Here is a 22,526-nt window from a genome sequence, read left to right on the forward strand (position 1 = left end):
CCGCCGTCAATAGGTCTGGACCAATCCATGCCGGAGCTTGACGGTCCCCGGGCCGGGACACGGCTCCGCCCCGTCACCTGCGGGTGACGGGGCGGAGGGAGCGGTCGGCGGATCGGCCGGTCGGGCCGGTCAGTCCTCGTCCAGGGGGCGCGCGACGACCCCGAGCGGCGGGTCCTGGCCGCCGCCGGTGGGCAGCACCCGCACCTCCAGCCGGTCGCTGATCTCGGCCTGGACGATGCCCGTGGCGTCCTCGTAGAGCGGATGGCCGCCCGGGCCGGTCCGGCCGGTCCGGGCCACCTCGACCACGTCCGGGGCCCCGGTGCCCTCCGGGCCCTCGGGGAACACCAGCTCGTACCTCCGAGGCATGCCGACTCCTCTCGGTCCGGAACCCGACCCGCGTGGTTCGATTCTCCCACCGGCCGCCCGGTCGCGCTCCGGTCAGACGGCCGCGGGACCGCCCAGCATCGCGGAGGCCCGCTGGAACGGGCTGAGGGACCTTGCGGGCGCGGCCGGCCGGGGCAGGCCCCGGCAGGTGAAACCGAGCCGGGCCATCGCCCGGAGCACTTCGGCGGAGCTGAAGTCGCGGCGGTCCTGCCGGGTGATCACCTCGCCCACCTGCTTCACCGGATAGGTGCGGCGGCCGATGATCACGGACTCGCCGGTGACCTCCTCGGGCTTGACGCCCTTCATCGATTCCAGGACCCCGCTCTTGGTGAGGTCGAACGGGAAACGGGCGATGACACAGCGCATGAGGCCTCACAGGGGCAAGGAGGGGAACGGTCCTCGGACGGCGGGGACTGGGGGTGACGACATCCCCCGGAGGGTGTCGTCAGCCCCCTAGGCAGCCGCGTCGTAGGTGCGGCGGGTGGCGCGCCGGGCGGCGGAGGCGGCGCTGCGCTTCCCGCGCGAGGAGGAGCCGCGCTTGGCCGGCTCGCGCGGCGGTGCGGTGATCTTCACGGGGATGCCCGAGGGGGTCCGGGCGCCGGTGATGCGGTGCAGTTCCTCGTCGCCGGAGCGGACCTGGGTGGTCCGGGGCACGATCCCCGCGGCGGCCATCAGACGGGTCATGTCGCGGCGCTGGTTGGGGGTGACCAGGGTGACGACGCTGCCGGACTCGCCGGCCCGCGCGGTGCGTCCGCCGCGGTGCAGGTAGTCCTTGTGGTCGGTCGGCGGGTCCACGTTGACCACCAGTTCGAGGTTGTCCACGTGGATGCCCCGGGCGGCGACGTTGGTGGCGACCAGCACGGTCACATGGCCGGTCTTGAACTGGCTCAGGGTCCGGGTGCGCTGCGGCTGCGACTTGCCGCCGTGCAGGGCTGCGGCGCGCACTCCGCTGTCCAGCAGGTCCTGGGTGAGGCGGTCCACGGCGTGCTTGGTGTCCAGGAACATGATCACGCGGCCTTCACGGGCGGCGATCTCCGTGGTCGTCCGGTGCTTGTCGGCGCCCTGGACGTGCAGGACGTGGTGCTCCATGGTGGTGACCGCGCCGGCGGAGGGGTCCACGGAGTGCACGACCGGGTCGCTCAGGTAGCGGCGGACCAGCAGGTCGACGTTGCGGTCCAGGGTGGCGGAGAACAACATCCGCTGGCCGTCGGGCCGGACCTGGTCGAGCAGTGCGGTGACCTGCGGCATGAAGCCCATGTCGGCCATCTGGTCGGCCTCGTCCAGGACGGTGATGCCGACCTGGTCGAGGGCGCAGTCGCCGCGGTCGATGAGGTCCTTGAGCCGGCCCGGGGTGGCCACGACCACCTCGGCACCGCCGCGCAGCGCGGAGGCCTGGCGTCCGATGGGCATGCCGCCGACGACGGTGGCCAGGCGCAGCTTCACGGAGCGGGCGTAGGGGGTGAGGGCGTCGGTGACCTGCTGGGCCAGCTCCCGGGTCGGGACCAGGATCAGGGACAGCGGACGACGGGCCTCGGCACGTCGTCCGGCGGTGCGGGCCAGCAGCGCCAGACCGAAGGCGAGGGTCTTGCCGGAGCCGGTGCGGCCGCGGCCGAGGACATCGCGGCCGGCGAGGGAGTTAGGAAGCGTGGCGCCCTGGATCGGGAAGGGGACGGTGACACCCTGTCGGCCGAGCTCGGCGAGCAGCTGCTCGGGCATGTCCAGGTCCGCGAACGCCTCCACGGAGGGCAGCGGCGGAGTGATGGTCTCGGGGAGGGCGAATTCGCCCTGCGCGGCGGAGGGCCGGCGGCCGTATCCACCGGAGCGGCCCTGGCCGCCCGAGCGGCTGGGGGCGGCGGAACCGAAGCGGCTGCCACGGCCGGAGCCGAAGGCGGGGGCGCCACCGGTGCGGGCGCGGGTGCGGGTTGAGCGGTTGTTCGTGCGAGTGGGGTTCATTCAGAACCTTCCTTGATGCGGCACGCGTCAAGGAATTCCGCGGCGGAGGTGCGGCGCGGGAATCTCTGGAACGGGCCGGGAGAATGGGAAAGAAAGCGGATCCGGCCCGCGGAAGTTCCGGATGTGTTCATCGACGAGAGGTCGGCGGGGGGACGGGGCGTCCGCAGGTCTGGTCACTGCGGGCGACACCTGCAGCTGGGGCTGTACACCGGGCCGGCCAAGCACGGCACCGGGTCGCCGCGATGATGTCCCGTCCGGAATCGCCCGGAGCGTTGCGGGAACCATGACTGCAACTGAGATCGACAGTAGCACGCCGGGGCGAAAGCCCCGTCGGGACGGCGCCGGGGAATTCGGTTGCCCCGGGGCGGACGGCGCCGCGAGCATGGCGGGCGTGCCCGCTCCGCCCCCGGCCGAAGGAAGTCCGTCACCCATGCACGACACGAGCCGGTTCGGCAGGGCGGCGGCCGAATGGGCCGCCGGCAGCGCGGAGGCCGGGAGGTCCGCCCGGGAACTGGCCCCCGGGGTCGGCACCGCCGTCCTGGTCGAGGGGGTCAGCGATGTGGCCGCCGTCGAGGCGCTGGCCGCCCTCGAAGGCCGTGACCTGGACGGCGAGGGCATCGCGGTCGTGTCCCTGGGCGGCGCGATGAGCGTCGGCCGGTTCGTGGAGCTGCTGGGCCCGCAGGGCCTGGGACTGCGGCTGGCGGGACTGTGCGACGCCCGCGAGGAACCGTTCTTCCGGCGCGGACTGGCCAGGGCGGGCCTCGGATTCGGCGCCTTCCACGTCTGCGAAGCCGACCTGGAGGACGAACTGATCCGCGCGCTGGGCGCCGACTCGGTGCAGGAGGTCGTCGCCGAACAGGGCGAGCTGCGCGCGTTCCGCACGTTCCAGAAGCAGCCGGCCCAGCGGGGGCGGACCGTGGAACAGCAGCTGCGCCGCTTCCTGGGCACCCACGCCGGCCGGAAGGCCCAGTACGCCCGCGCCCTGGTGGAGCGGCTCGGCGCGGCCGGGGTCCCCCGCCCGCTGGGGCTGCTGCTGCCGCCGCCGGAAGCCGCCTGACGGCACCCGACGAACCCCGGGGGTCCGCTACTGCCCGAAGTCGGGCAGGATCAGCGAGCCGTCCTCGGCGAGGGTGAAACCGGGGTTGTGGGCGATCTCCCAGGGGTGCCCGTCGGGGTCGGTGAACACCCCCGAGTAGAAGCCGATCGCGTTCACCGCGGCGGGCCGGGTGACGGTGCCGCCGGCCCGGGCCGCGGTGTCGAGGAGGGAGTCGACCTCGGCGTCCGTACGGACGTTGTGGGCCAGCGCGATCCCGCCGAAGCCGGCCGCCGGGGCGTCCGGGAGGCCGCAGTCCGCCGCCAGTTTCCCGCGGTCCCACAGCACCAGGGCCAGACCGCCCGCCTGGTGGAAGACGGTCTCCTCCACCTCGGTGCCCCGCCAGCCCAGCGCCTCGTAGAAGGCCCTGGCACGGGCGAGGTCGGTGACGCCGAGGGTGACCAGACTGATCCGCTGCTCCATCCGGACACGGTACCCCCGTACCGGCGACGGCACGGGGTGTCACGGCCGGGATCCGGGGCAGGCGCGCCCTGCGGGCGTACCACGGCCCGTGGAAGCGGGGCCGGCAGGTCCGGCAGGAACCGCAGCGCAGGAACCGCAGCAGAGGAGGCATCCATGACCGCCTACGTGATCACCGTGCCCGGTACGTTCCTCACCGAGGTGCCGGCCGGTGTCCGGGACGAGCTGGCACGGCGGCTGCGCCGGGCGGACCCGGCCCGGTCGGACGTGGACGAGGTCGAGGAGCTGGACCTGCTCACCGTCAACGAGGACGGCACCTTCTGTCTGCGCCTGGCGGTGGAGGCACCGGACCGGGCCCGGGCGGAGGACAGCGCGCTCGGGATCGCGGCCTCGGCGCTGGCCGGAGCGGGTGTAGCGGAGGCGGACGCGCCGCTGGGGCCCCCGGTGGTAACCGGCCAGGTGGCCGCCGACCCCGAGACGGCCGGCTGACCGACCGGCCACGAGCCGGACCCCCGGCCGCAGGACCCGGCCATCCGGCTGCCGGGCGGGCCCGGCCACCCGGCCGCCGACCCCAACACCGACCAGGGCTTCGGCCGCCGGCCCGGACCCCGCTCTCAGACCCGGGCGGGGCCCGGGTCCGCCGGGGTTCCGCCCGCCGGCCCGATGGCCGGGTCGGGGTCCGCGTCCAGGGCGCGGGAGATCCGTTCCGCCAGGTCGCGGTATTCGGCCTCGGCCTCGCGGAGCGCCGCCACCGCCCGGGCGCTGCGGTCCGCCGGGGCCTTCGCCCCGCGCGTCCGGTCCGCGGCCGCGGTCCGCAGCATGGCGGCGAACCCGGCGGCCAGGGCCTCGGCCGGGTCGGCGCCGCGTTCCTCCGCCTGCCGGAGGGCCCGGGCCCGGACCTCGTCGTCGAAGTAGCCGCGCAGCCCCAGCATCCAGTCCTGGATGCTGGTCACCCGGTGGACCAGGCGCTGCTCCGGCCCGGCGTGCCAGGGCAGCCGGAACCGCACCGCACCGCCCGTCCCGGTGGGGGCGGGCCGGACCACCCGTCGCAGGGTGCCCAGCGCCCGGTAGGTCCGCCAGGGCCGCCAGAACCCCTCGATGAAGGGCGGGCCGATCAGCGGGATGAGGAAGCCCGCCGTGGCGAGGAAGGCGACGAAGGAGATGAAGGGGGCGACGCCCTCGTTGAGCAGCGCCGAGTGGGTCAGCACCCCGGTGAGTTTGACCAGGCCGAAGACCAGGTTCATGCCGAAGCCCACGACCAGGATCACCAGTCCGACGCGCAGGCAGACGACCTTCGTGGGGGCCGGGGCGGTGCGGGCCTCCTCCCCGATCTCCAGGGCCCACCGGCAGGACAGCACCATGGCGGCGGCCGCGGCCACGCTGTGCGCGAGCAGGTAGACCACGATCATCTCGCGGATGTACGGGGTGGCCGAGTAGTAGGTGTCGAAGTCGCGGAGCCGCTCCACCGGCGCCTCGCCCAGCAGGAACAGGACCACGACCAGGGCCATCGCCAGCCCGTACGCGGCCATCCAGGCGCGGGCCCGGCGGCGGCCGCGCGCCCGGTCGCGGGAGTCGGCCCGCCAGTTCTCCATCAGCACCAGACAGCTGCAGGCGTAGCCGCAGACGATGCAGTAGACCAGCGGGGCGGAGAAGTTGCTCACCCCGGTGAGCCGGTTCACCACCGTGATGGTGGGCGGTGCGGAGAAGAAGAAGCAGGCGCAGCCGAGCAGCAGCACCGCGTTGACGGTGCGGACCATGGGGGTGCGCCAGCCCCGGAGCAGGGCGGGGAACTTCGCGACCAGGGTGAGGGCCAACGCGCCGGCGGGGACGTAGAAGTTGACGCTCGTGTCCATCCCAGCCCTCCCGCGATGCCCGGATACGGCACCCGCCCCCCACGGACCACGAGCCTAACGGCCGGTCACCCGGTGATCAACAAGAGTGACGGCCGGGCCGGGGGCGGGGCTTTGGTCCCAAAAATCGCGGCAAAGACGGGGTTTCGGGTTGGTGAAGGGGCGGTGCCGCGTCTGCGCACGAGCCCCCGGGACTTTCTGCCCTACCCCCACGAAGGGCGCGGAACGGATGAAACCGGACGCGCCGGATCCCCCTCCTCAGCAGTGCACCGCGGGAATCGCGCGGTCCTGCAAGGAGGAACACACCATGCGCAAGGCGCTCACCCTCTCGGCCGTGGCCGTCGTCGCCTCGATCGGTCTGGCGGCCCCGGCGAACGCGTTCGCCGCCGACTCGGCCCCGACCCCGGCACCGGCTCCGACCGACACCCCGTCCGTCGTGCTGACCGACACCACCCCGGGCGACACCACCCCGGCCGACACCGGCACCGACACCACCCCGGCCGTCACCCCCGTCGCCACGCCCTCCCCCACCACCCCGGCCGTCGACGACTCCACCGCGGCCCCCGTGGTGACCGTCACCTCCTCCCCGGCGGACCCGACCGGCTACGCGGCGGGCGACCAGGTGACCTTCCAGGTCTCCACCAGCGGCGACGCGCGGGTCACGGCCGCCTCCGACGCCCTCACCGGCATCAGCGTGTCCGGTTCCGGCAGCAGCTACACCGGTACCGGCACCGTCAAGGCGGGCTGGGGCATCGGCACCGCCAAACTGACCGTCACCGCCGACTACGGCGACACCGGGGCCCAGGGCACTGCCGCCTTCTCCGTGAACACCGGCACCAAGCCCGACCCGAAGCCGGACCCCGAGCCCGTCTCCGCCTCCATGCACCTGTCCGCGGACTCCGGCCGGGCCGGCGACCGGATCGGCATCGAGATCCGGGCGAAGGGCCTCGAAGGCGACGCCTACGTCCGCTCCGACGCCTTCGGCGGCCGCGTCGACCTGGTCCAGGACCGCGGCAACCCCGGCGTGTGGCACGGCCGGGCCACCGTCTCCGGCAAGGTCGCGGACCACGGCTACTACGGGGTGAGCGGATACGTCGGCTCCGAGCAGATCGGGCAGGCCAAGTTCACCGTCACGGAGAAGCCGGTCACCCCGCCGCTGCCGGGCCGCTCGACCCTGGCCGTCCACCCGGGCGGCGGCAAGACCGGCGACAAGGTCGACATCGCGCTGACCGGCACCGGCAGCCCCAACAGCGTCTACACCGCCAGCTCGACGGCCTTCGGCGGCAACGTCCGGCTGACCCTGGGCAAGGACGGCAAGTGGCACGGCACCGCGACCGTGGCCCACGTCCGGGCGGGCACCTACCGGGTGAGCGTGAACTCCGGCGCCGACCCGGTCACCTTCAAGGTCTCCGCGAGCTCCGTCACCCCGGTCAAGCCGGTGGTCCCGGTCAAGCCGGTCGGCCCCTCCGAGTACCGGACCCCCAAGGGCTCGGTGAACACCGGCATGGCCCCGGCCGCCGGCTGACCATACGACCGGTGCCGCGCGGGTCAGGCGGGCGCCGGAGCCGAGTCCCGGTCCGGATCAGGACCGGAGTCCGGCTCCGGCGCCGGGCCGGGCCCGCCGGCCTCCCGGCGGCGGCGGGCGTCGGGGTCCGTCCGCGCGTCGTACACCACCAGGGCGGGCAGCAGCACGGCCAGCGCCGCGACCGAGGCCACACAGGCCAGGCCGCCGCTCCAGAACGCCGTACGGGTGCCCGTCCAGCCCGCCGCCCAGCCGGCCCGGACCTGCCCCAGCTGCGGCCCCACGCTGTACGAGAGCACCTCGATGCCCGCCAGCCGGCCGCGCAACCCCTCCGGAATCGTCTGGTTCCAGATCGTCGACCGGCCCAGTCCGCTGAGCATATCCCCGGCCCCGGCCACCGCAAGGCACAGCAGCACCAGCCAGATGTCCGTGAACCAGCCGGCCGAGGCCACCGCCAGCCCCCACACCGTCGCCCCGCCCACCACCAGCAGGCCGTGCCGGTGCACCCGGGAGGTCCAGCCGCTGGTCAGCCCGAGGACCAGCGAGCCCACCGAACCCGCCGCGTACATCAGACCCAGCGCCCAGGGGGCGTCCAGCTCGTCCGCCAGGAACGGGAAGATCACGTTCGGGAAGGCGAAGAACATCGCGGCCAGGTCCACCGCGTAGGTGCCCAGCAGCACCGGCCGGCTCCAGGCGTACCGGGCGCCCTCCGCGATGCCCCGCAGCGACGGCCGCTCCGCGTCCCGGGCCGGCGGGGCCGGGCTCAGCCGCAGACACAGCAGCACCGAGGTCGCGAACCCGGCCACCGTCACCGCGTACGCCGGGGCATGCCCGGCATAGGCCACCACCAGTCCGGCCAGCGAGGGGCCGGCGATCGCACCGATCTGGTACCGGAGCGCGCCCAGCGCCGCCGCGGCGGTCAGCTGGTCGTGCGGCACGATCCGGGCGGTCAGCGAGTCCAGCGCCGGGCGCTGGAGGCCGGTGAGCGCGGACACGCCGGCGGCCACCACGTAGAGGGGCCACAGCATCGGCTCCGGGAGCAGTGCGTTCACCAGCAGCACCGCGGCGAGGAGCCCCAGTCCGGCCTCGGTCCACAGGATCATCCGGCGGCGGTCCACGGCGTCCGCGAGGGCGCCGCCGTACAGCCCGAAGACCACCAGCGGAACCAGCTCCACCGCGCCCATCGCGCCGACGGCCAGGGGCGAACCGGTGAGGTCCTTGATCTGGAGCGGCAGGGCGATCATCGCCATGAAGCTGCCGAAGAACGTCACCGTGCCCTGGTAGAACAACAGCCGGAAGTCGCGGCTGGAGCGCCAGGGGGCGGTGTCGGGGAGGATCGAGGCCAGGCGGGATCGGGTCTTGCTCACAACCGCGAATCGTGCGCTCGCGGCGGTGTTCGGGGCAAACGGTTTTTTCCGGTCAGGAGCCGTCGCCCCGCTCGCCCGGCTCGGAGCGGTCCCGGGCCATCCTCCGCTCCTGGAGCCTCCTCAGGTCCTCCGGGGTCTTCCCGGGCACCGGCCTGCTGGCGTCCGGGTGCACCGGGTCCGGACCGGGACGGTCGCGGACCTGCTCCTCGCGCCCGATCCCGGGCCGCTGCCGCTCGGCCCCCATGCCCGGCTCCTGCTCTTCGGCCTTCCGCCCCGTCGTACCGTCCATCACAGCGGCTCCCCTCGGTCGGGCGCTTCACCACGGGTCCGCGCACGGATCCGCGCGGACCGGGTGCGCCTACCCCGTGACCGGCGGTCCATCCCCGCCGGCCCGCGCCCGGCGGGGCCGCACCTTGTTACCGGGTGGTAGCCAGCAGGTGGGGCGGGACGGTAGCGTCGGCGGTCGAGAAGGGGAGTGCCATGCCTCGTACGTTCACGGTGTCCGACAGCATCGTCGTCCACGCCCGTCCCGAGCTCGTCTACCGGCGGGTCTCCGACCCCGCCCTGATGGGCGGCTGGAGCCCGGAGAACCTCGGCGCCACCGTCCACGGCGACGGGGAGGCCCGCGTGGGGACGGTGTTCGACGGGCGGAACAAGCGGGGCGCCTTCCGCTGGACGACCCGGTGCACGGTGACCGCGGCCGACCCGGAGCGGCTGTTCCGGTTCCGGGTGCACGCCATCGGGGTACGGCGGCCGCGGCTGCCCGGTCCGATCGCCACCTGGGAGTACCGCTTCGAGGAGGTCCCCGAGGGCACCCTGGTGACCGAGACCTGGACCGACGACCGGCGGGGCTGGCCGGACCCGGTGGCCCAGGTCTTCGACCGGGTCGCCACCGGGGGCCGCACCTTCGCCGACTTCCAGCGCGGGAACATCCGCGTGACCCTGCGCAACCTCAAGAGGGCCCTGGAAGCCGAGCCCGACGGCGCCTGACACGTCCGCGCCACGGGGGTGGCGGGGGTCGGCCGTCGGGGTTCCGCTGCCCGGGGGCGGCGGTCCGAGCGCCGCAGCCGGGGGTCCCGGGCGGGCGGCGGCATCCCGCTGGAACGCCGCCGGCCGCCCGGTCGCCGCGCGGAACCCGTGCGACGATCCCACGCTGCCCACCGGCCGTGGCCGCGCGATGCGAGGGGGGACACACACCGCACGGCCGGGCCTCGGGGGTGGCGGGAACTCCCGTGGTCCGTCTCCGCGGGGCCCGCCTGAATTCGCGTATGGCCGGGTTCCGGCCTCGTAAACGGCTCTCTGCCAAAGATTTCTGAGCGGGGGTCAGCGCGGCGGCCGCTGCGTAACGTCACCTCGTATGGCCCTCTTACGTGGCGCGGCCCTGGCCGCCACCCTGCTCGGCGCCGTCGGCGCCCTTCTGACCCCCCTGTCCGCGCAGGCCGCGGCCCCTCCCCCGCCGACCACCGGCGCGCACGCGGGGGCCGGCTGCCGGACCGATCCCGGGGTCCGACCGGACCCGGAGCAGGCCCGGCTGGCGGACCCGCGGGCCACCGCCTTCCCGCTCCGGGCGGCCCTCGGCGAGTACGTCCGCCGCTTCCCGGCCGCCCTCTGCTCCACCCGGAACGCGGCGGAGGCCGGCCGGCTGCTCGATTCCTGGGGCACCGCCCTGTGGCAGGCGGCCGTGGACCGGGCCCAGGGCCGCCGCCCCGGCGGGGACCTGGCCGCCGCCGACGACCGGCCGCTGTACTGGGCCCGGCTGGCCATGACCCTCGAACTGGCCAGGTGGCAGCCGGAGTTCACCGTGGACCGGTCCGCCCTGCGGACCCGCTTCGAGGACGCCTCCCGCGGTCTGAAGGACAACGCCTTCCGCGGCACTCCGGGGGTCCGCCGGGTGTTCGTCAGCGGTTTCGACCCCTTCGGGCTCGACGCCGAGCCCCGGCGGGCCAATCCCTCCGGCTCGGCGGCCCTCCAGCTCAACGGCCGCCGGCTGACCCTGTCCGACGGCACCGTCGCCGAGTTCCGTGCCGTGGTCCTCCCCGTGCGGTACGGGGACTTCGACGCCGGCATCGTGGAGCGCGCCTACCGGCCCGCGCTCACCCCCGGCCCGCTCGCCGCCCACACCATCACCAGCATCAGCCAGGGCTATCCGGGCCTGTTCACCCTGGAGGCCTGGGCGGGCCGGTCCCGGTCGGCCGACCCCTACCCGGACAACACCGGCGCCCTCTCGGGCGGCACCCGGCAGGCCCCGGTGACCGCCCCGGGCCTGGGGCCCGGCGCCGAGTTCCTGCGCACCACCCTGCCGACCGGGCCGATGACCGCCGTGCAGAGCCCCTTCCCGGTCCGGCTGAACACCGCGGTGACCGAGATCCCGGCCGGCGGACTGCTGCCGGTGGACCGGCCGGACGGGCCGACGGCCGGGTCCCGGGCGGTGGCCGGCGGGGGCGGCGGCTACCTCTCCAACGAGGTCGCCTACCGCTCCAACCGGCTGCGGCTGGAACTCGGCCGCACCGTCCCCGGCGGCCATCTGCACACCCCGGTGCTCACCGGGCTGCCCGCCGACCCGGCGGCCCTGACCGGCGCGGAGTTCGAGGCCAACGAGCTGGCGATCACCGACCAGGTCCGGGAGATCCTGCGGCACTCCACCGGCTGACCCGCCCGGCGGGGGCCGGACCCCACACCACCCGGACCCCACACCACCCGGACCCGACATCATCGGGCACGGGATGTCGGGTCCGGCCCCCCGGCCGCGGCCTAGCGTGGTGCCCGTACAGGAGCACAGGAAGAGGACGGGAAGGGAGCCGCGGGTGCTGGAGCGTCTCAACCAGGCCATGGAACGCGTCGAGCAGGGGCTCGACGGTCCGCTGGACGTGGCCGAGCTGGCGCGCACCGCCGCGACCTCGGAGTACCACCTGCGCCGGATGTTCTCGGCGCTGGCGGGCATGCCGCTGTCGGAGTACGTCCGGCGCCGCCGGCTGACCGTCGCGGGCGCCGAGGTGCTCGCCGGCCGGGAGCCGCTGCTGGACATCGCGGTGCGCTACGGATACGGGTCCGGCGAGGCCTTCGCCCGGGCGTTCCGGGCCATGCACGGGGTCGGCCCGGGCGAGGCCCGGCGGTCCGGGGCCGCGCTGGTCTCGCAGGCCCGGCTCTCCTTCCGCCTCACCGTCGAAGGGAGCAACAGCATGCGCTACCGGGTCACCGACCGGGCCGAGTTCACCGTCACCGGGTACAAGGCCCGTGTCCCGCTGGTCCACACGGGACCGAACCAGGCCATCATCGATTTCGTCCGGGGCATCGGGGCACCCGCCCTGGAGCGGCTGGGGAAGCTGTCGGACCAGGAACCGGAGGGGATGCTCGCGGTCTGCGACGACCTCGATCCGAGCCGGGCCGAGGGCACCGAACTCGACTACTACCAGGGCGTGGTCACCTCCGCCCCGGCCCCCGAGGGCACCACCGTGCTGGTGGTCCCGGCCGGCGGCTGGGCGGTGTTCACCACCTCCGGACCGGTGCCGGAGGCCATCCAGTACCTGTGGCGGGACGTGTTCACCGAATGGTTCCCCTCCAACCCCTACCGGAGCCGCCCCGGCCCCGAGATCCTGCGGGTCCGCACCTCCCCGGACGGCACCCGGGCCGAGGCCGAACTGTGGCTGCCCGTCGAGCGGGAGCAGGGCTGAGCCCGGCCGCCGGCCGGGGCCGCGCCGGGATGCCGTACCTTGCCGTACGGCTGACCCGGCGCCGGCGGCGGGACGGAACCCCGCGCACGGTCCGGGGCCGGGAGCCGACCGATCGAGAAGGAGCCTTCCTTGGACCTCGACCACACCCCCGCGCAGCTCGCCGACGAGGCGGCGGAGAAACTGGGTTCCCTCAACCAGGTGACCCTCGACCTCGACGCCTATGCCGGTCCGGCGGAGATCGCGGAGACGGCGGCGGCCCTGCTGCGGCTCGTCGAGCACCTTCCGCAGGCCCTCCAGCAGGCCGTGGTGGCCCTCGGCACCCAGGCCAACGAGGGGCGGGTGGCCACCGGTGACGGAACCGGGCCGGACGAGCGGGTCCGGGAGTCGTCCGACCTGCTCGGCGTGGCCGCGGACCGCGCCTCGGTCCTCGCCACCGCCCTCCGCTCCGCCGTGGAGCCGCTCTCCCTCCTCCGCCGCCCCGAGGACGAGGACACCGCCCCGGCGGGATGACCGCCGCCCGCCGCACCCGCCCTCGCCACCCGCCCGCCCGAGCTGCGGCGGCCGGTGCGGCGGGGTATCAAGGAGGCTGACGGCGAGCCGTGGGGAGGCGGTCGCCACCCCACGGCTGAGGAGTCCGTCTCGTGGAATTCGGGAAGTCGGTGGAGTTCGAGGTCAACGGCGTCCGGCACAGCGTGGACGTGGGCGAGGACCCGGCCGCCGTGGAGGTGGTCCGAGACCGGCTCGGGCTGACCGGCACCAAACTCGTCTGCGGCGGCGGGGTCTGCGGGGCCTGCACCGTCCAGGTCGACGGCGAGCCCCGGCTGTCCTGTCTGACCCCGGCCGTCCTGCTGGCCGGGAAGCGGGTCACCACCGTCGAGGGCCTGTCCGGCCATCCGGTGGCCCGGGCCTTCGCCGCCGAGGACGCCCTCCAGTGCGGCTACTGCACCCCCGGCTTCGTGGTCGAGGCGGTGGCCTTCTTCGAACGCTGGCGGGCCGAACACGGTCGCACCCGCCCCGGCCAGCACCAGGTCGCGGAGGCCCTGGCCGGGCATCTGTGCCGCTGCGGGGCGTACCCGGGGATCCACCAGGCGGTGGCGGCCGCCTGCGCGGGCGCGTACGACACGGTGCCGGCGGAGGACGGGCCGGCACCGGCCCCGCCGCGGGTGGAGGCCCCCGAGAAGGTCGACGGATCGGCCCGGTACACCACGGACCTGCGCCCCGACGGGCTGCTGGAGGGCGTGATCATCCGCTCGCCGCACGCCCACGCCTTCGTCCGGGTGCTGCCCACCGGGGGACAGCCGATGGTGTCGCTGCTCCCGCCCGACGGGGTGGTCCGGTACGTGGGCCAGCCGGTGGCCGCGGTCGCCGGAGCGGACCGGGCGGCCGCCCTGGCCGCAGCGGCACGGATCACCGTGGACTACGAGGTCCGCCCGGCCGCCCTGGACGCGGGCGCCGCCCGGGACGACGGCGGCCCGCTGGTCTACCCGGACAAAGCCGCCCGGAAGCGGGCACCGGGCTCCGGCGAGGCCCCCCAGCTGCTGCCGGCCCGCTGGCGCGGCAATCTGCGCGGCCCGTCCGCGATGAGCCGGCGGCCCGCCACGGCCGTACGCCGGATCACCGAGGCCCGCGAACGGCATCCGGAACGCGTGGTGGAGGGGGTGTTCACCACCGCCGCCCAGACCCACACCCCCCTGGAACCGCACGGCTGTCTGGCCCGCTGGGTCGACGGCACCCTCCGCCTTCAGGTGTCCACGCAGTCCGTGAAACGGGTGGCCGAGCTGGCCGCCGAACGCTTCGGGCTGGCCCCCGGCCAGGTGGTCGCCGAGGCCGTGCACGTGGGCGGCGGCTTCGGCTGCAAGATGGGCCTGACCACCGATGTGATCGCCGCCGCCGAGCTGGCCCGGCTGCACGGGGCCCCGGTGCGGGTGGTGCTGGAGCGGGACGAGGAGCTCGTGGACGGCGGCTACCGGCCCGGCACCCGGATCCGGCTGGCGATGGCCGCGGACGCCGACGGCGGCCTCGGCGCCTTCGCCATGGACGCCGACACCGACGGCGGGGTCGCCGTCGGCGGGACCGTGGCGGCCCTGGCCCGGTTCATGTACGGCAGGGCCCCGCGCCGGCTCCGCGACTTCGACACCCTCACCCACCGGCCGCCGGGCGCCCCCTTCCGGGGGCCGGGCGGACCCACCATGTGCTGGGCCCTGGAGCAGGCCGTGGACGAGATGGCCCGCCGGCTCGGCCGGGACCCGATCGAACTGCGCCGCCGCTGGGACGGCAACCCCAAGCGGCACGCCCTGTACGACTGGGCCGCGGCCCTGCCCGTCTGGTCCGGCCCGCGCGGCGGGGACGGGCGCTTCCGGCGCGGTGTCGGGGTCGCGGCCGCCAACTGGCTGTACTTCCTGGACCCCGCCACCGAGGTGGAACTGACCGTGGAGGACGGTGCGGTGGTGGCCCGCTGCGCCGTCCAGGACATGGGGACCGGCTCCCGGACCGTGCTGCGCCGGGCCGTCGCCGAAGGCCTGGGCGTGCCCGTCGACCGGGTGCGTGCCGAGATCGGCCGGAGCGACACCGTGCACGGCCCGACCTCCGGCGGCAGCCGCACCACCCCGTCCCTGGTGCCCGCCGCGGCGGACGCGGCCGCCCGGCTGCGCCGGGCCCTCGGCGGCGGTGACATCACGGCCCGGCTGGACTCCTCGCACGGGGTCCGGGTGACCGGGCGGCGGCCCCGCGACCGCCGGGGGTTCGTCACCCCCTTCCCGCTGGCCGGGCTCGCCATCGGCCGGGGGTTCACCGGATCGGTGCAGGTCGCCGAGGTGGAGGTGGACACCCGGCTGGGCCGGATCCGCCCGCTGCGGGTGTGGAGCGGCATCGCCGCCGGCCGGATCCACGAGGACCGGCCGGCCCGCGGCCAGTGCGAGGGCGCCGTCATCCAGGGCATCGGCTACGCCCTGTACGAGGAGCGGCGCGGCGATCCGCTGACCGGCCGGGTGCTGACCGAGAACCTGGAGGACTACCGCCTCCCCGGTATCGGCGACACCCCGGAGATCACCGTGCACTTCCATCAGGAGGGCTTCGGGCACGTGCCCGGCGGCGGGGTCGGCCTCGGTGAGATCGCCACCCTGCCCACCGCGGCCTGCCTGGCCAACGCGGTCCGTGACGCGACCGGCTGGCGTCCGTACGACATGCCGATCCGGCCGGACCGGCTGCTGAAGGGACTGGGCGCGTGAGCCGCGAACCCGTACTGGCCGACCTGTCGGCCGCCGTGCTGGCCCGGGGCGGGGAACTTCGGGCGGGCGGCACCGACACCGGGGCCCGGCAGCGCAGCGGTGTCTCCCCCGGCCCGTTCACCGACCTCGACGGGGCCGGCCATCTGCGCGGTGCCTCGCCGCTGCCCGGCGGCGGGCTGCGGATCGGCGCCCTGACCACCCTCGCCGCGCTGGCCGCGGATCCGCGGGTGCGGGACGGCTGGCCGGGGCTGGCGGCGGCCGCCGGGGCCGCGGCCACCCCGCAGGTGCGGGCGGCCGGGACCCTGGGCGGCAACCTGCTCCAGCGGAACCGCTGCTGGTACTACCGCAATCCGGCGGTGGACTGCCTGCAGAAGGGCGGTGACGGCTGCCCGGCCCGGGCCGGCGACCACCACTTCGGCACGGTCGCCGGGGACTGCGCCTGTGTGGCCCCGCACCCGTCCACCCTGGGCATGGCGCTGCTCGCGTACGAGGCGGAGGCGGAGGTCCACGGCGAGTCCCCGCGCCCGGTGGCCGCGCTCTACGGGGACGGGGACCTGCTCGGACACCGCGACCACCTGCTGGCGCCGGACCGTGTGCTGACCGGGGTCCGGCTGCCCGCGCCGCTGCCCGGGGAGCGGGCCGCCTACCACCGGGCCACCAGCCGTGCGCACGCCGAGTGGCCGCTGGTGGAGGCCGTCGCCCGGCTGGTCCTCGACGGGGGCACCGTGGTGTACGCGGCGGTGGCGGCCGGCGGGGTGGCCCGGGTCCCGTTGCGGCTGCCGGAGGTGGCGGCCGCGCTGACCGGCCGGGAGGCCTCCCCGGAGGTGCTCGCCGGGGCGGCGGCGACGGTGCTGGCCCGCTGCCGGCCGCTGCCGGGGACCGGCTACAAGGCCCCGCTGTTCCGGGACACCGTCCTGGAGGTCCTGGAGCGGGCCGCCGGACCGGCCGTGGCGGGCCCAGGGGGTGCGGGGGGCGGGGGGCTGCTCTAGCGTCGGAAGGGGGAGTCCCTCTTCCCGGAGAGCAGGTGCGTCCCATGCGCACGTCGACCCGCCTCGCCGGTGCCCTCACCGGTCTGACGCTGATGCTCGGCGGCCTCGGCGGGGTCGCCCTGGCCGCACCGGCCGCCCTCGCCGCGGCCGCGCCGGCCGCCCCGGCCGACATCCCCGCCTGCGTGAAGATGGTCGAGCAGACCGGGGTGGCGGTCACCGACACCGTCCGGACGGCCTGCTACCACGGGGTGGTCAGTGACCTGGGCGGCTGTGTGAGCGCGCTGACCACGGCCGGGGTGCCGGGCGGCGCCGCGAACGGCGCCTGCCGGGCGGCGGCCCAGGAGCCGCGCTAGCCGGCTCGGGCCGGAAGCGGCGGTGCCCGCCCGGCCGGTGGGGCCGGCCGGGCGGGCTCGCTGTGCGGTGCTGTGCTGTGGGTCCGGTGCGGTGCGGGTCAGCCGGCGAAGCAGAGGGACTGGCCGGTGCCGAAGCCGTAGCAGTCGATGCGGCGCGAGGCGGTGGACTTCAGGCCCGAGTCGTCGGTGACGGTCAGCTCGGCGGTGTAGCTGCGCTGCCCGGCCGGGTAGCGGTGGTTCACGGTCCGGCCGGTGCCGGTGGTGGAGTCGCCGAACTTCCAGGCGTACGAGGCGATGCCGCCGTCGGAGTCGGAGGAGCCGGAGGCGTCGAAGGAGCAGTCCTGGTACCAGCAGGACACCGAGAACGCGGCGGTCGGCGGGGTGCCGGCCGGCGGCTCCACGGTCCCGGCGGTGACCGGCTTGGTGACGGAGTTCTTCCGGCCGGCGTCGTCGGTGACGGTCAGCTTCACGGAGTAGGTGCCGGCCTTGGCGTAGTCGTGCGAGGGCTTGGCCCCGGTGCCGGTGGTGCCGTCCCCGTACTCCCAGGCGTAGGAGGCGATGGCGCCGTCCGGGTCGGAGGAGCCGGAGGCGTCGAAGGAGCAGGTGGCGGCGGTGGTGGAGCACTGGGCGGTGAACTGGGCGACCGGGTCGCCCGGTTCGGCCGGGGCGCCGAGGCCGGTCACGTTCAGCAGCTTGTTGGGCGAGCCCGAGCCGGGGCCGGTCACCTTGCCGGTCTGGGCCCCGTTCACCAGGGCGTCACGGACCTGGGCGGGGGTGGCGTCGGGGTGCGCGGACAGGAATATGGCGGCGGCGCCCGCGGCGTGCGGGGTGGCCATGGAGGTGCCGCTCATGGTCTGGGTCCCGCCGCCCATCTTGGTGGAGACGATGGAGCCGCCGGGCGCGAACAGGTCGAGACAGCTTCCGTAGTTGGAGAAGCTGGAGCGGGCGTCGTTGCTGTCGGTGGAGCCCAGGGTGACCGCGGCGGCGAGCCGGGCGGGGCTGGTGCCGCAGGCGTCCTTGCTGTCGTTGCCGGCCGCGACGGCGACCTGGACGCCGGAGTTGATGACCCCGGCCACCGCGTCGTCGAGGGCCCGGTCGGCGCTGCCGCCCAGGGACATGTTGACGATGGCGGGCTTCTTGGCGTTCCGGGCGATCCAGTCCATGCCGGCGGCGATCTGCTCGGTGCTGCCCGAGCCCTGGCAGTTCAGCACCCGGACGCCGACCAGTTTGACGTTCTTCGCGACGCCGTGGTCCTTGCTGCCGACCGTGCCGGCCACGTGCGTGCCGTGGCCGTGGCAGTCCGCGGAGTCGGCGTCGTTGTCGATGAAGTCGTAGCCGGAGACGGCGCGTCCGCCGAAGCCGCTGTGCTGGGTGTAGAGGCCGGTGTCGGCGATGTAGGCGGTGACCCCGGTGCCGTCCCCCGGGTAGGTGTAGCTGTTGTCCTTGGTGCCGTCGACCCGGTCCAGGCCCCAGGAGGGCGGGCTGGGCTGGGTGCCGACGGCCTTGAACACGGTGTTCGCCTGTACGTACCGGACGCCGGGGGCGGCGGCCAGCCGGCGGGCCTGCTCGGGGGTGGCGGTGAGCGAGAACCCGCGGAAGGCCGCGCTGTACAGCTGACGGACCGCCCCTCCGTGGCGGTCCGTCAGGTCCTTGGCCGCGGTGGCGGTCTCGGCGGTGGCGGCCGCGCGCAGGGAGGGCGCCGCGTCGAGGGCGACGAGGTACTGGCCGGCCACGGCCGTGGCCGAGCCCTCTCCGAGGACCCGGGCCCCATCGGCGGGTGCGGGTGCGCCCATGGCCGGGGCGGTGGCCGCGAGCATGGTCAGGGCGGTGGCGGCGGCGGTGGCCGCTCCCAGCCCCAGGGCGCCGAGCCGGGTGCTTCTTGCTGCACGCTGTGCACGCATCGAGTGCTCCTACTGATCGGGCGGTCGATCTGGTCCGCACCCCGGCGTGGGGGCCGGGGTGCAGGGATCACCCTGGGCCGGGCGGGCGGGCGCGCCAATCCGTAGCCGTATCCGTAGGGGTACCTATTCGGTCGGGTCGGGCGGGGGTTCGGGGAGTTCCGGCAGTTCGGGGATGTGCCGGCGGGAGGGGACGTCGAGCTTGCTGAGGATCCTGGCCACGTGCTGTTCGACGGTGCGGGGCGAGAGGAACAGCAGCCCGGCGATCTCCCGGTTGGTGAGTCCGGTGGCGGCCAGCCGGGCCACCTCGGTCTCGCGGGTGGAGAGCGGGCCGGTGCCCGGGTTGCGGGCGGGCTGGGTGCGGGTGGGGGCTCCGCGCTCGCGCAGTACGCGGCGGCAGCGGGCGGCGTCGTGGACCGCGCCGAGGCGTTCCAGTGCGGCGGCGGCCCGGGCGCCTTCCGCGGGGTCGGGGTGCGGGGAGCAGGCGTAGGCGGCGGCGGTGGCGCGGGCCGCGTCGTACGGACGGGGCAGCGCCTCGTAGGCCCGGGCGGCCCGCCGGAAGGCTTCGGCGGCGGCTTCGGGGCGGCCCTCGGCGCGGTCCAGTACGGCCTGGCAGACGTGCAGGGCGGCATCGGCCAGCGGCAGGTCGCGGCCGTGCAGGGCCTGGGCGAACTCCTCGGTGAGGTCGCGGGCGTCCTGCGGGCGCCGGGCCCGGACCCGGGCGGCGACGGCGGCCGGGATGAGGTCGGCGGCCCAGCCCCAGAGTCCCTTGCGGGAGACGCGTTCCAGGGTGCGGTCGGCGAGTTCGCAGGCGGAGGCGGTCCGGTCGCGGGCCAGCCGGATCCGGACGGCGGTTCCCGCGGCCGTGGCGAGGACGGGGGTGGCCGCGTTCCCGGGGTCGGTGATCGCGGCGGCCGCGAGGTGCTCCTCCGCCTCGTCCCAGGCGGCGCGGGCGGCGGCGAGCAGCCCGTGCACGAGGAGGGCCTCGGATTCGACTCCCCAGGCTCCCTGGGCGACCTCGCGGAGCCGGCCGGCCCGGTCGTCGAGGCCCTCCCAGCGGCCCTGGCTCCAGTCCAGGCGCAGCGAGGTGGCGTCGATGATGCTGCGGAGGTAGGGGGCCCGGCAGGCGGCGGCGATCCGGCCGCCCTCGCCGCGGAAGGCCTCGGCCTCGGCGTCCCGGCCCAGCCAGGCGGCGACGTCGGCGAGGTTCCCGCACATGCGGGCCAGTTCCATGCGGGCGGCGCGGTCGGTGCCGCCCCGGGTGAGCAGGGCCTCGGCCTCGGCCCGTACGGCGGGTTCGCCCAGGCTCATCCGCAGGGCGAGGTGGTTGCCGCGGACGGCCAGCCGGAGGGCCTCGTCGCCGTGCGCGGCGGCGAGGCGTTCGGCCTCCTCGATCCGGGTCAGGCAGAGGCTGTAGGGGTCCTCGCCCCACAGGGGCATGGCCAGTCCGGCCAGTCCGCGGGCGGCGCGGGCCGGTGAACGGCTGAGTTCGACGACGGCGCGGGCGGTGTCCCGGCGGCCCTGGAGGTGGTCGCCGCCCTGGTTGTTGAGGAGCAGTCCGAGGTTGAGCCGGATGTCGCCGCGGACTCCGTCGGGGAGCCAGGACTCGTCGACCACCCGCCGCAGCAGGCGGGCGGTGCGCCGGTGGGTGAGGCCGATGACGGCGGCGCGGCTGAGCCGGAGGGCGAGGCGGGCGCGGTCCTCGGGGGGCAGCTGGGGGTCGTCGAGGAGCTGTTCGAGGAGTTGCACGGCGACGGCGGTGTCCCCCACGTCCTGGGCGTGCCGGGCGGCGTTCTCGGCGTGCCGGCGCCAGGCCTCGGGGGTGCCGGCGAGGCGGGCGTGGAAGGCGAGGCGGACGAGCGGGGGGACGGGCCGGGCTTCGAGGGCGGCGACGGCGCGGGCGTGCAGCCGGCGCCGGTCCGGGCCGAGGAGGGTGTCGTGGACGGCCTGCTGGGCGAGGCCGTGCCGGAAGCCGTAGCGGTCCTGGCCGAAGTCGTGGAGGACCCCGGCCCGGATGGCGTCGCCGAGGGCGTCGGCGGTGTCGTTCTCGGTGAGGCCGGCGACGGTGCCGATGAGGGCCTCGGCGGCGGGTTCGGTGAGGGCCGCCGCGGCGTGCACGACGGCGAGGGCGCCGGGTCCCAGGGCCGCGGTCCGCTCCCCCATGGCCTCCCGGAGCAGGGCCGGGACCTCGCTGCGGGATCCCGGGTGGGCGCCGGGTCCGGGTGGGGATTCCCGGTGGGGTGCGGCGGCTCCGGAGTGGCGGACGAACTCCTCCAGGACGAAGGGGATCCCGGCGGTGCGTTCGTGGAGTTCCGCCGCGTGCCGGGCGGAGACGGGGGTGCCGGCGAGGGCGGAGGCCAGCACGCGGACGTCCTCGGTGCCCAGGGCTTCCAGGGTGAGGAGGCTGAGGTCCCCGTCCGGGGGCCGCCGGTGGGCGCGGCCGAGGGGCAGCTGGCCGGGCGGGAGGTCCTCCCGGCGGTAGGTGAGGACGGTGGTGAGGCCGGGGGGCGGGTGCTCGGTGAGGTGGCGGATCAGGTCGCGGGTGCCGTCGTCGGCCCAGTGCAGGTCCTCGACGACGAGGACGGCGGGGCAGACGGCGGCGAGGAAGGCGCTGACCGCGCGGAACAGCCGGTGGGCGGCGGCCGCGTGGTCGTCGAGGGGTTCGCAGGGCGGCGGGAGCCGGTCGGCGAGTTCCGGGAGGTAGGGGCGCAGGGCCCCGCAGACCGGGCTGAGCCGGGCGGGCACGGGCAGGTCGTGGAGGACGTCGAACAGCGGCCCGTAGGGGAAGGGTTCGCGGAGCGGGGGGCAGGCGCCGGTGAGGATCCGCCGTCCGCCGCCGGCGAGGCGGCCGAGCGCCTCGCGGACGAGCCGGGTCTTGCCGATGCCCGCTTCGCCTTCGATCATCACCACTGCGGGCGGTCTGACCAGGGCGTCCACGAGCCTGCGCAGTTCCGCGTCCCGGCCGACCAACACGGGTGCGTCCGCCCCTGCTGTCATGCGCACGCAGTCTACGCAGACGGTCCGGCGGCGGGCCAGATGCTGATCATCTTCGATGTTCGGGGGTGGTGACCGAGGGGTTGCGCGCCTCCCGGGCGGCGGAGTGCAGGACGCGCAGGGCGATCAGCAGTGCCCCGATGTCGTCGAGGTAGACGGGGTCGGGCAGCAGGTCCAGCGGCCAGACCGTGTAGAGGGCGGCGGTCCAGAACAGGGCCTTGCCCTTGAAGGGCACGTCCGCGTCCAGCAGCAGCCGGCGGGCCCGGAAGAGGCGGACCAGCAGCAGGGCGGCCGCGACGGCGGTGACCAGGGCGAGGGCTCCGACGGCCCACCAGATGCGATTGTCCATGCCCTACTCCTACCCCCTGCGGGGCCGGATCGACGGACCGGGGTGGGGCGGGACGCCCGGCCCCGGTCCGCCGGGGGCGTCAGTTGTCCGAGCCGACGGTGTTGTCGTGGCCGGCGTTGAAGACGTCGTCCGCGGCGAACTGGGTCCAGTCACCGAAGACGATGTTGAACGAGGGCGAGGCGGGGACGTTCACGGTCACGTCGGCACTGGCGACACCGGCGGCACCGAACACGAGGGCGCAGGCGGCGAGGGCGGTCAGTCCGGAACGAACAGCACGCATGGGAGGGCACCTTTCGACAGGAACATACGGACAGCGACCGAACATAGGGGCGCCGGGGCCCGGAGTCGCGGCGCCCGCCCGCGATCCGGCGGATCCCATCCGATTGGGCGAGCGGATGTCGGAACCCACCCGTCCGGATCCTCCGGTGAGTAGCCTGCCGCCCGTCGGGTAGTCGT

21 protein-coding genes are annotated in these 22,526 nt (G+C 75.5%); 10 read left to right on the forward strand and 11 right to left on the reverse strand.

Annotated features, from left to right (window positions below):
• Window positions 1-129 precede the first annotated feature (129 nt).
• The 3 genes from ACZ50K_RS20045 to ACZ50K_RS20055 all read right to left on the reverse strand — a co-directional run bounded on the left by ACZ50K_RS20045 (window position 130) and on the right by ACZ50K_RS20055 (window position 2,337).
• Window positions 130-366, reverse strand: a complete 237-nt coding sequence (locus ACZ50K_RS20045; protein ID WP_468904625.1) for a DUF6296 family protein — start codon at window positions 364-366, stop codon at window positions 130-132.
• A gap of 72 nt (window positions 367-438) precedes the next feature.
• Entirely contained in the window at window positions 439-750 is a 312-nt protein-coding gene (locus ACZ50K_RS20050; protein WP_468904627.1) for an SCO5918 family protein, read from the reverse strand.
• A gap of 87 nt (window positions 751-837) precedes the next feature.
• A complete protein-coding gene (locus ACZ50K_RS20055) occupies window positions 838-2,337 on the reverse strand; it encodes a DEAD/DEAH box helicase (protein WP_468904630.1) in 1,500 nt (499 codons plus the stop codon).
• A 430-nt stretch (window positions 2,338-2,767) separates the two neighbouring features.
• Between ACZ50K_RS20055 and ACZ50K_RS20060 the strand changes: the two genes are divergently transcribed.
• Window positions 2,768-3,394 carry a TOPRIM nucleotidyl transferase/hydrolase domain-containing protein gene (locus tag ACZ50K_RS20060; protein WP_468904632.1) on the forward strand — a complete coding sequence of 209 codons (627 nt, stop codon included), beginning with the start codon at window positions 2,768-2,770 and terminating at the stop codon, window positions 3,392-3,394.
• 27 nt (window positions 3,395-3,421) lie between these two features.
• Here the strand turns inward: ACZ50K_RS20060 and ACZ50K_RS20065 are convergent, their stop codons facing one another.
• Window positions 3,422-3,853 (reverse strand): VOC family protein, encoded by a 432-nt coding sequence (locus ACZ50K_RS20065; protein ID WP_468904635.1) that lies wholly within the window; start codon window positions 3,851-3,853, stop codon window positions 3,422-3,424.
• Between the two features lie 153 nt (window positions 3,854-4,006).
• Between ACZ50K_RS20065 and ACZ50K_RS20070 the strand changes: the two genes are divergently transcribed.
• Window positions 4,007-4,339, forward strand: coding sequence for a hypothetical protein (locus ACZ50K_RS20070; protein ID WP_468904637.1), 333 nt, complete (start codon window positions 4,007-4,009; stop codon window positions 4,337-4,339).
• A gap of 125 nt (window positions 4,340-4,464) precedes the next feature.
• Here the strand turns inward: ACZ50K_RS20070 and ACZ50K_RS20075 are convergent, their stop codons facing one another.
• Window positions 4,465-5,703, reverse strand: a complete 1,239-nt coding sequence (locus ACZ50K_RS20075; RefSeq protein ID WP_468904639.1) for a DUF6545 domain-containing protein — start codon at window positions 5,701-5,703, stop codon at window positions 4,465-4,467.
• A 304-nt stretch (window positions 5,704-6,007) separates the two neighbouring features.
• Between ACZ50K_RS20075 and ACZ50K_RS20080 the strand changes: the two genes are divergently transcribed.
• Window positions 6,008-7,225: a hypothetical protein gene (locus ACZ50K_RS20080; RefSeq protein WP_468904642.1), complete on the forward strand. Its 1,218-nt coding sequence runs from the start codon at window positions 6,008-6,010 to the stop codon at window positions 7,223-7,225.
• A 23-nt stretch (window positions 7,226-7,248) separates the two neighbouring features.
• Here ACZ50K_RS20080 and ACZ50K_RS20085 read toward each other — a convergent pair whose 3' ends face one another.
• Together ACZ50K_RS20085 and ACZ50K_RS20090 are read right to left on the reverse strand one after the other, a co-directional pair.
• On the reverse strand, window positions 7,249-8,589 hold the full coding sequence (locus ACZ50K_RS20085) for an MFS transporter (protein WP_468904644.1): 1,341 nt from the start codon (window positions 8,587-8,589) through the stop codon (window positions 7,249-7,251).
• Between the two features lie 52 nt (window positions 8,590-8,641).
• Window positions 8,642-8,878 (reverse strand): hypothetical protein, encoded by a 237-nt coding sequence (locus ACZ50K_RS20090; protein ID WP_468904646.1) that lies wholly within the window; start codon window positions 8,876-8,878, stop codon window positions 8,642-8,644.
• A gap of 191 nt (window positions 8,879-9,069) precedes the next feature.
• Between ACZ50K_RS20090 and ACZ50K_RS20095 the strand changes: the two genes are divergently transcribed.
• The 7 genes from ACZ50K_RS20095 to ACZ50K_RS20125 all read left to right on the forward strand — a co-directional run bounded on the left by ACZ50K_RS20095 (window position 9,070) and on the right by ACZ50K_RS20125 (window position 16,829).
• Entirely contained in the window at window positions 9,070-9,579 is a 510-nt protein-coding gene (locus ACZ50K_RS20095) for an SRPBCC family protein (RefSeq protein ID WP_468904648.1), read from the forward strand.
• A 367-nt stretch (window positions 9,580-9,946) separates the two neighbouring features.
• Window positions 9,947-11,239 (forward strand): pyroglutamyl peptidase, encoded by a 1,293-nt coding sequence (locus ACZ50K_RS20100; RefSeq protein WP_468904649.1) that lies wholly within the window; start codon window positions 9,947-9,949, stop codon window positions 11,237-11,239.
• Between the two features lie 154 nt (window positions 11,240-11,393).
• Window positions 11,394-12,260, forward strand: coding sequence for an AraC family transcriptional regulator (locus ACZ50K_RS20105; protein ID WP_468904651.1), 867 nt, complete (start codon window positions 11,394-11,396; stop codon window positions 12,258-12,260).
• Window positions 12,261-12,389: 129 nt separating this feature from the next.
• Complete coding sequence (locus tag ACZ50K_RS20110) at window positions 12,390-12,770, forward strand: hypothetical protein (RefSeq protein ID WP_468904653.1); 381 nt, start codon at window positions 12,390-12,392, stop codon at window positions 12,768-12,770.
• A gap of 131 nt (window positions 12,771-12,901) precedes the next feature.
• Entirely contained in the window at window positions 12,902-15,487 is a 2,586-nt protein-coding gene (locus ACZ50K_RS20115; RefSeq protein WP_468904655.1) for a molybdopterin-dependent oxidoreductase, read from the forward strand.
• Window positions 15,484-16,476 (forward strand): FAD binding domain-containing protein, encoded by a 993-nt coding sequence (locus ACZ50K_RS20120; RefSeq protein ID WP_468904657.1) that lies wholly within the window; start codon window positions 15,484-15,486, stop codon window positions 16,474-16,476. The genes ACZ50K_RS20115 and ACZ50K_RS20120 overlap by 4 nt, the downstream gene beginning before the upstream one ends.
• A gap of 44 nt (window positions 16,477-16,520) precedes the next feature.
• The gene (locus ACZ50K_RS20125; RefSeq protein WP_468904659.1) at window positions 16,521-16,829 is read left to right on the forward strand and encodes a hypothetical protein; all 309 of its coding nucleotides are present in this window, start codon (window positions 16,521-16,523) and stop codon (window positions 16,827-16,829) included.
• Between the two features lie 98 nt (window positions 16,830-16,927).
• Here ACZ50K_RS20125 and ACZ50K_RS20130 read toward each other — a convergent pair whose 3' ends face one another.
• From ACZ50K_RS20130 to ACZ50K_RS20145, 4 genes are all read right to left on the reverse strand, one after another.
• Entirely contained in the window at window positions 16,928-18,730 is a 1,803-nt protein-coding gene (locus ACZ50K_RS20130) for a S8 family serine peptidase (protein WP_468904661.1), read from the reverse strand.
• A 123-nt stretch (window positions 18,731-18,853) separates the two neighbouring features.
• The gene (locus ACZ50K_RS20135) at window positions 18,854-21,724 is read right to left on the reverse strand and encodes an ATP-binding protein (RefSeq protein ID WP_468904664.1); all 2,871 of its coding nucleotides are present in this window, start codon (window positions 21,722-21,724) and stop codon (window positions 18,854-18,856) included.
• Window positions 21,725-21,770: 46 nt separating this feature from the next.
• On the reverse strand, window positions 21,771-22,070 hold the full coding sequence (locus ACZ50K_RS20140) for a YkvA family protein (RefSeq protein ID WP_468904666.1): 300 nt from the start codon (window positions 22,068-22,070) through the stop codon (window positions 21,771-21,773).
• A 79-nt stretch (window positions 22,071-22,149) separates the two neighbouring features.
• On the reverse strand, window positions 22,150-22,350 hold the full coding sequence (locus tag ACZ50K_RS20145; protein WP_468904668.1) for a hypothetical protein: 201 nt from the start codon (window positions 22,348-22,350) through the stop codon (window positions 22,150-22,152).
• Window positions 22,351-22,526: the final 176 nt, after the last annotated feature.

Source organism: Streptomyces sp. NPDC033845 (assembly GCF_055576225.1).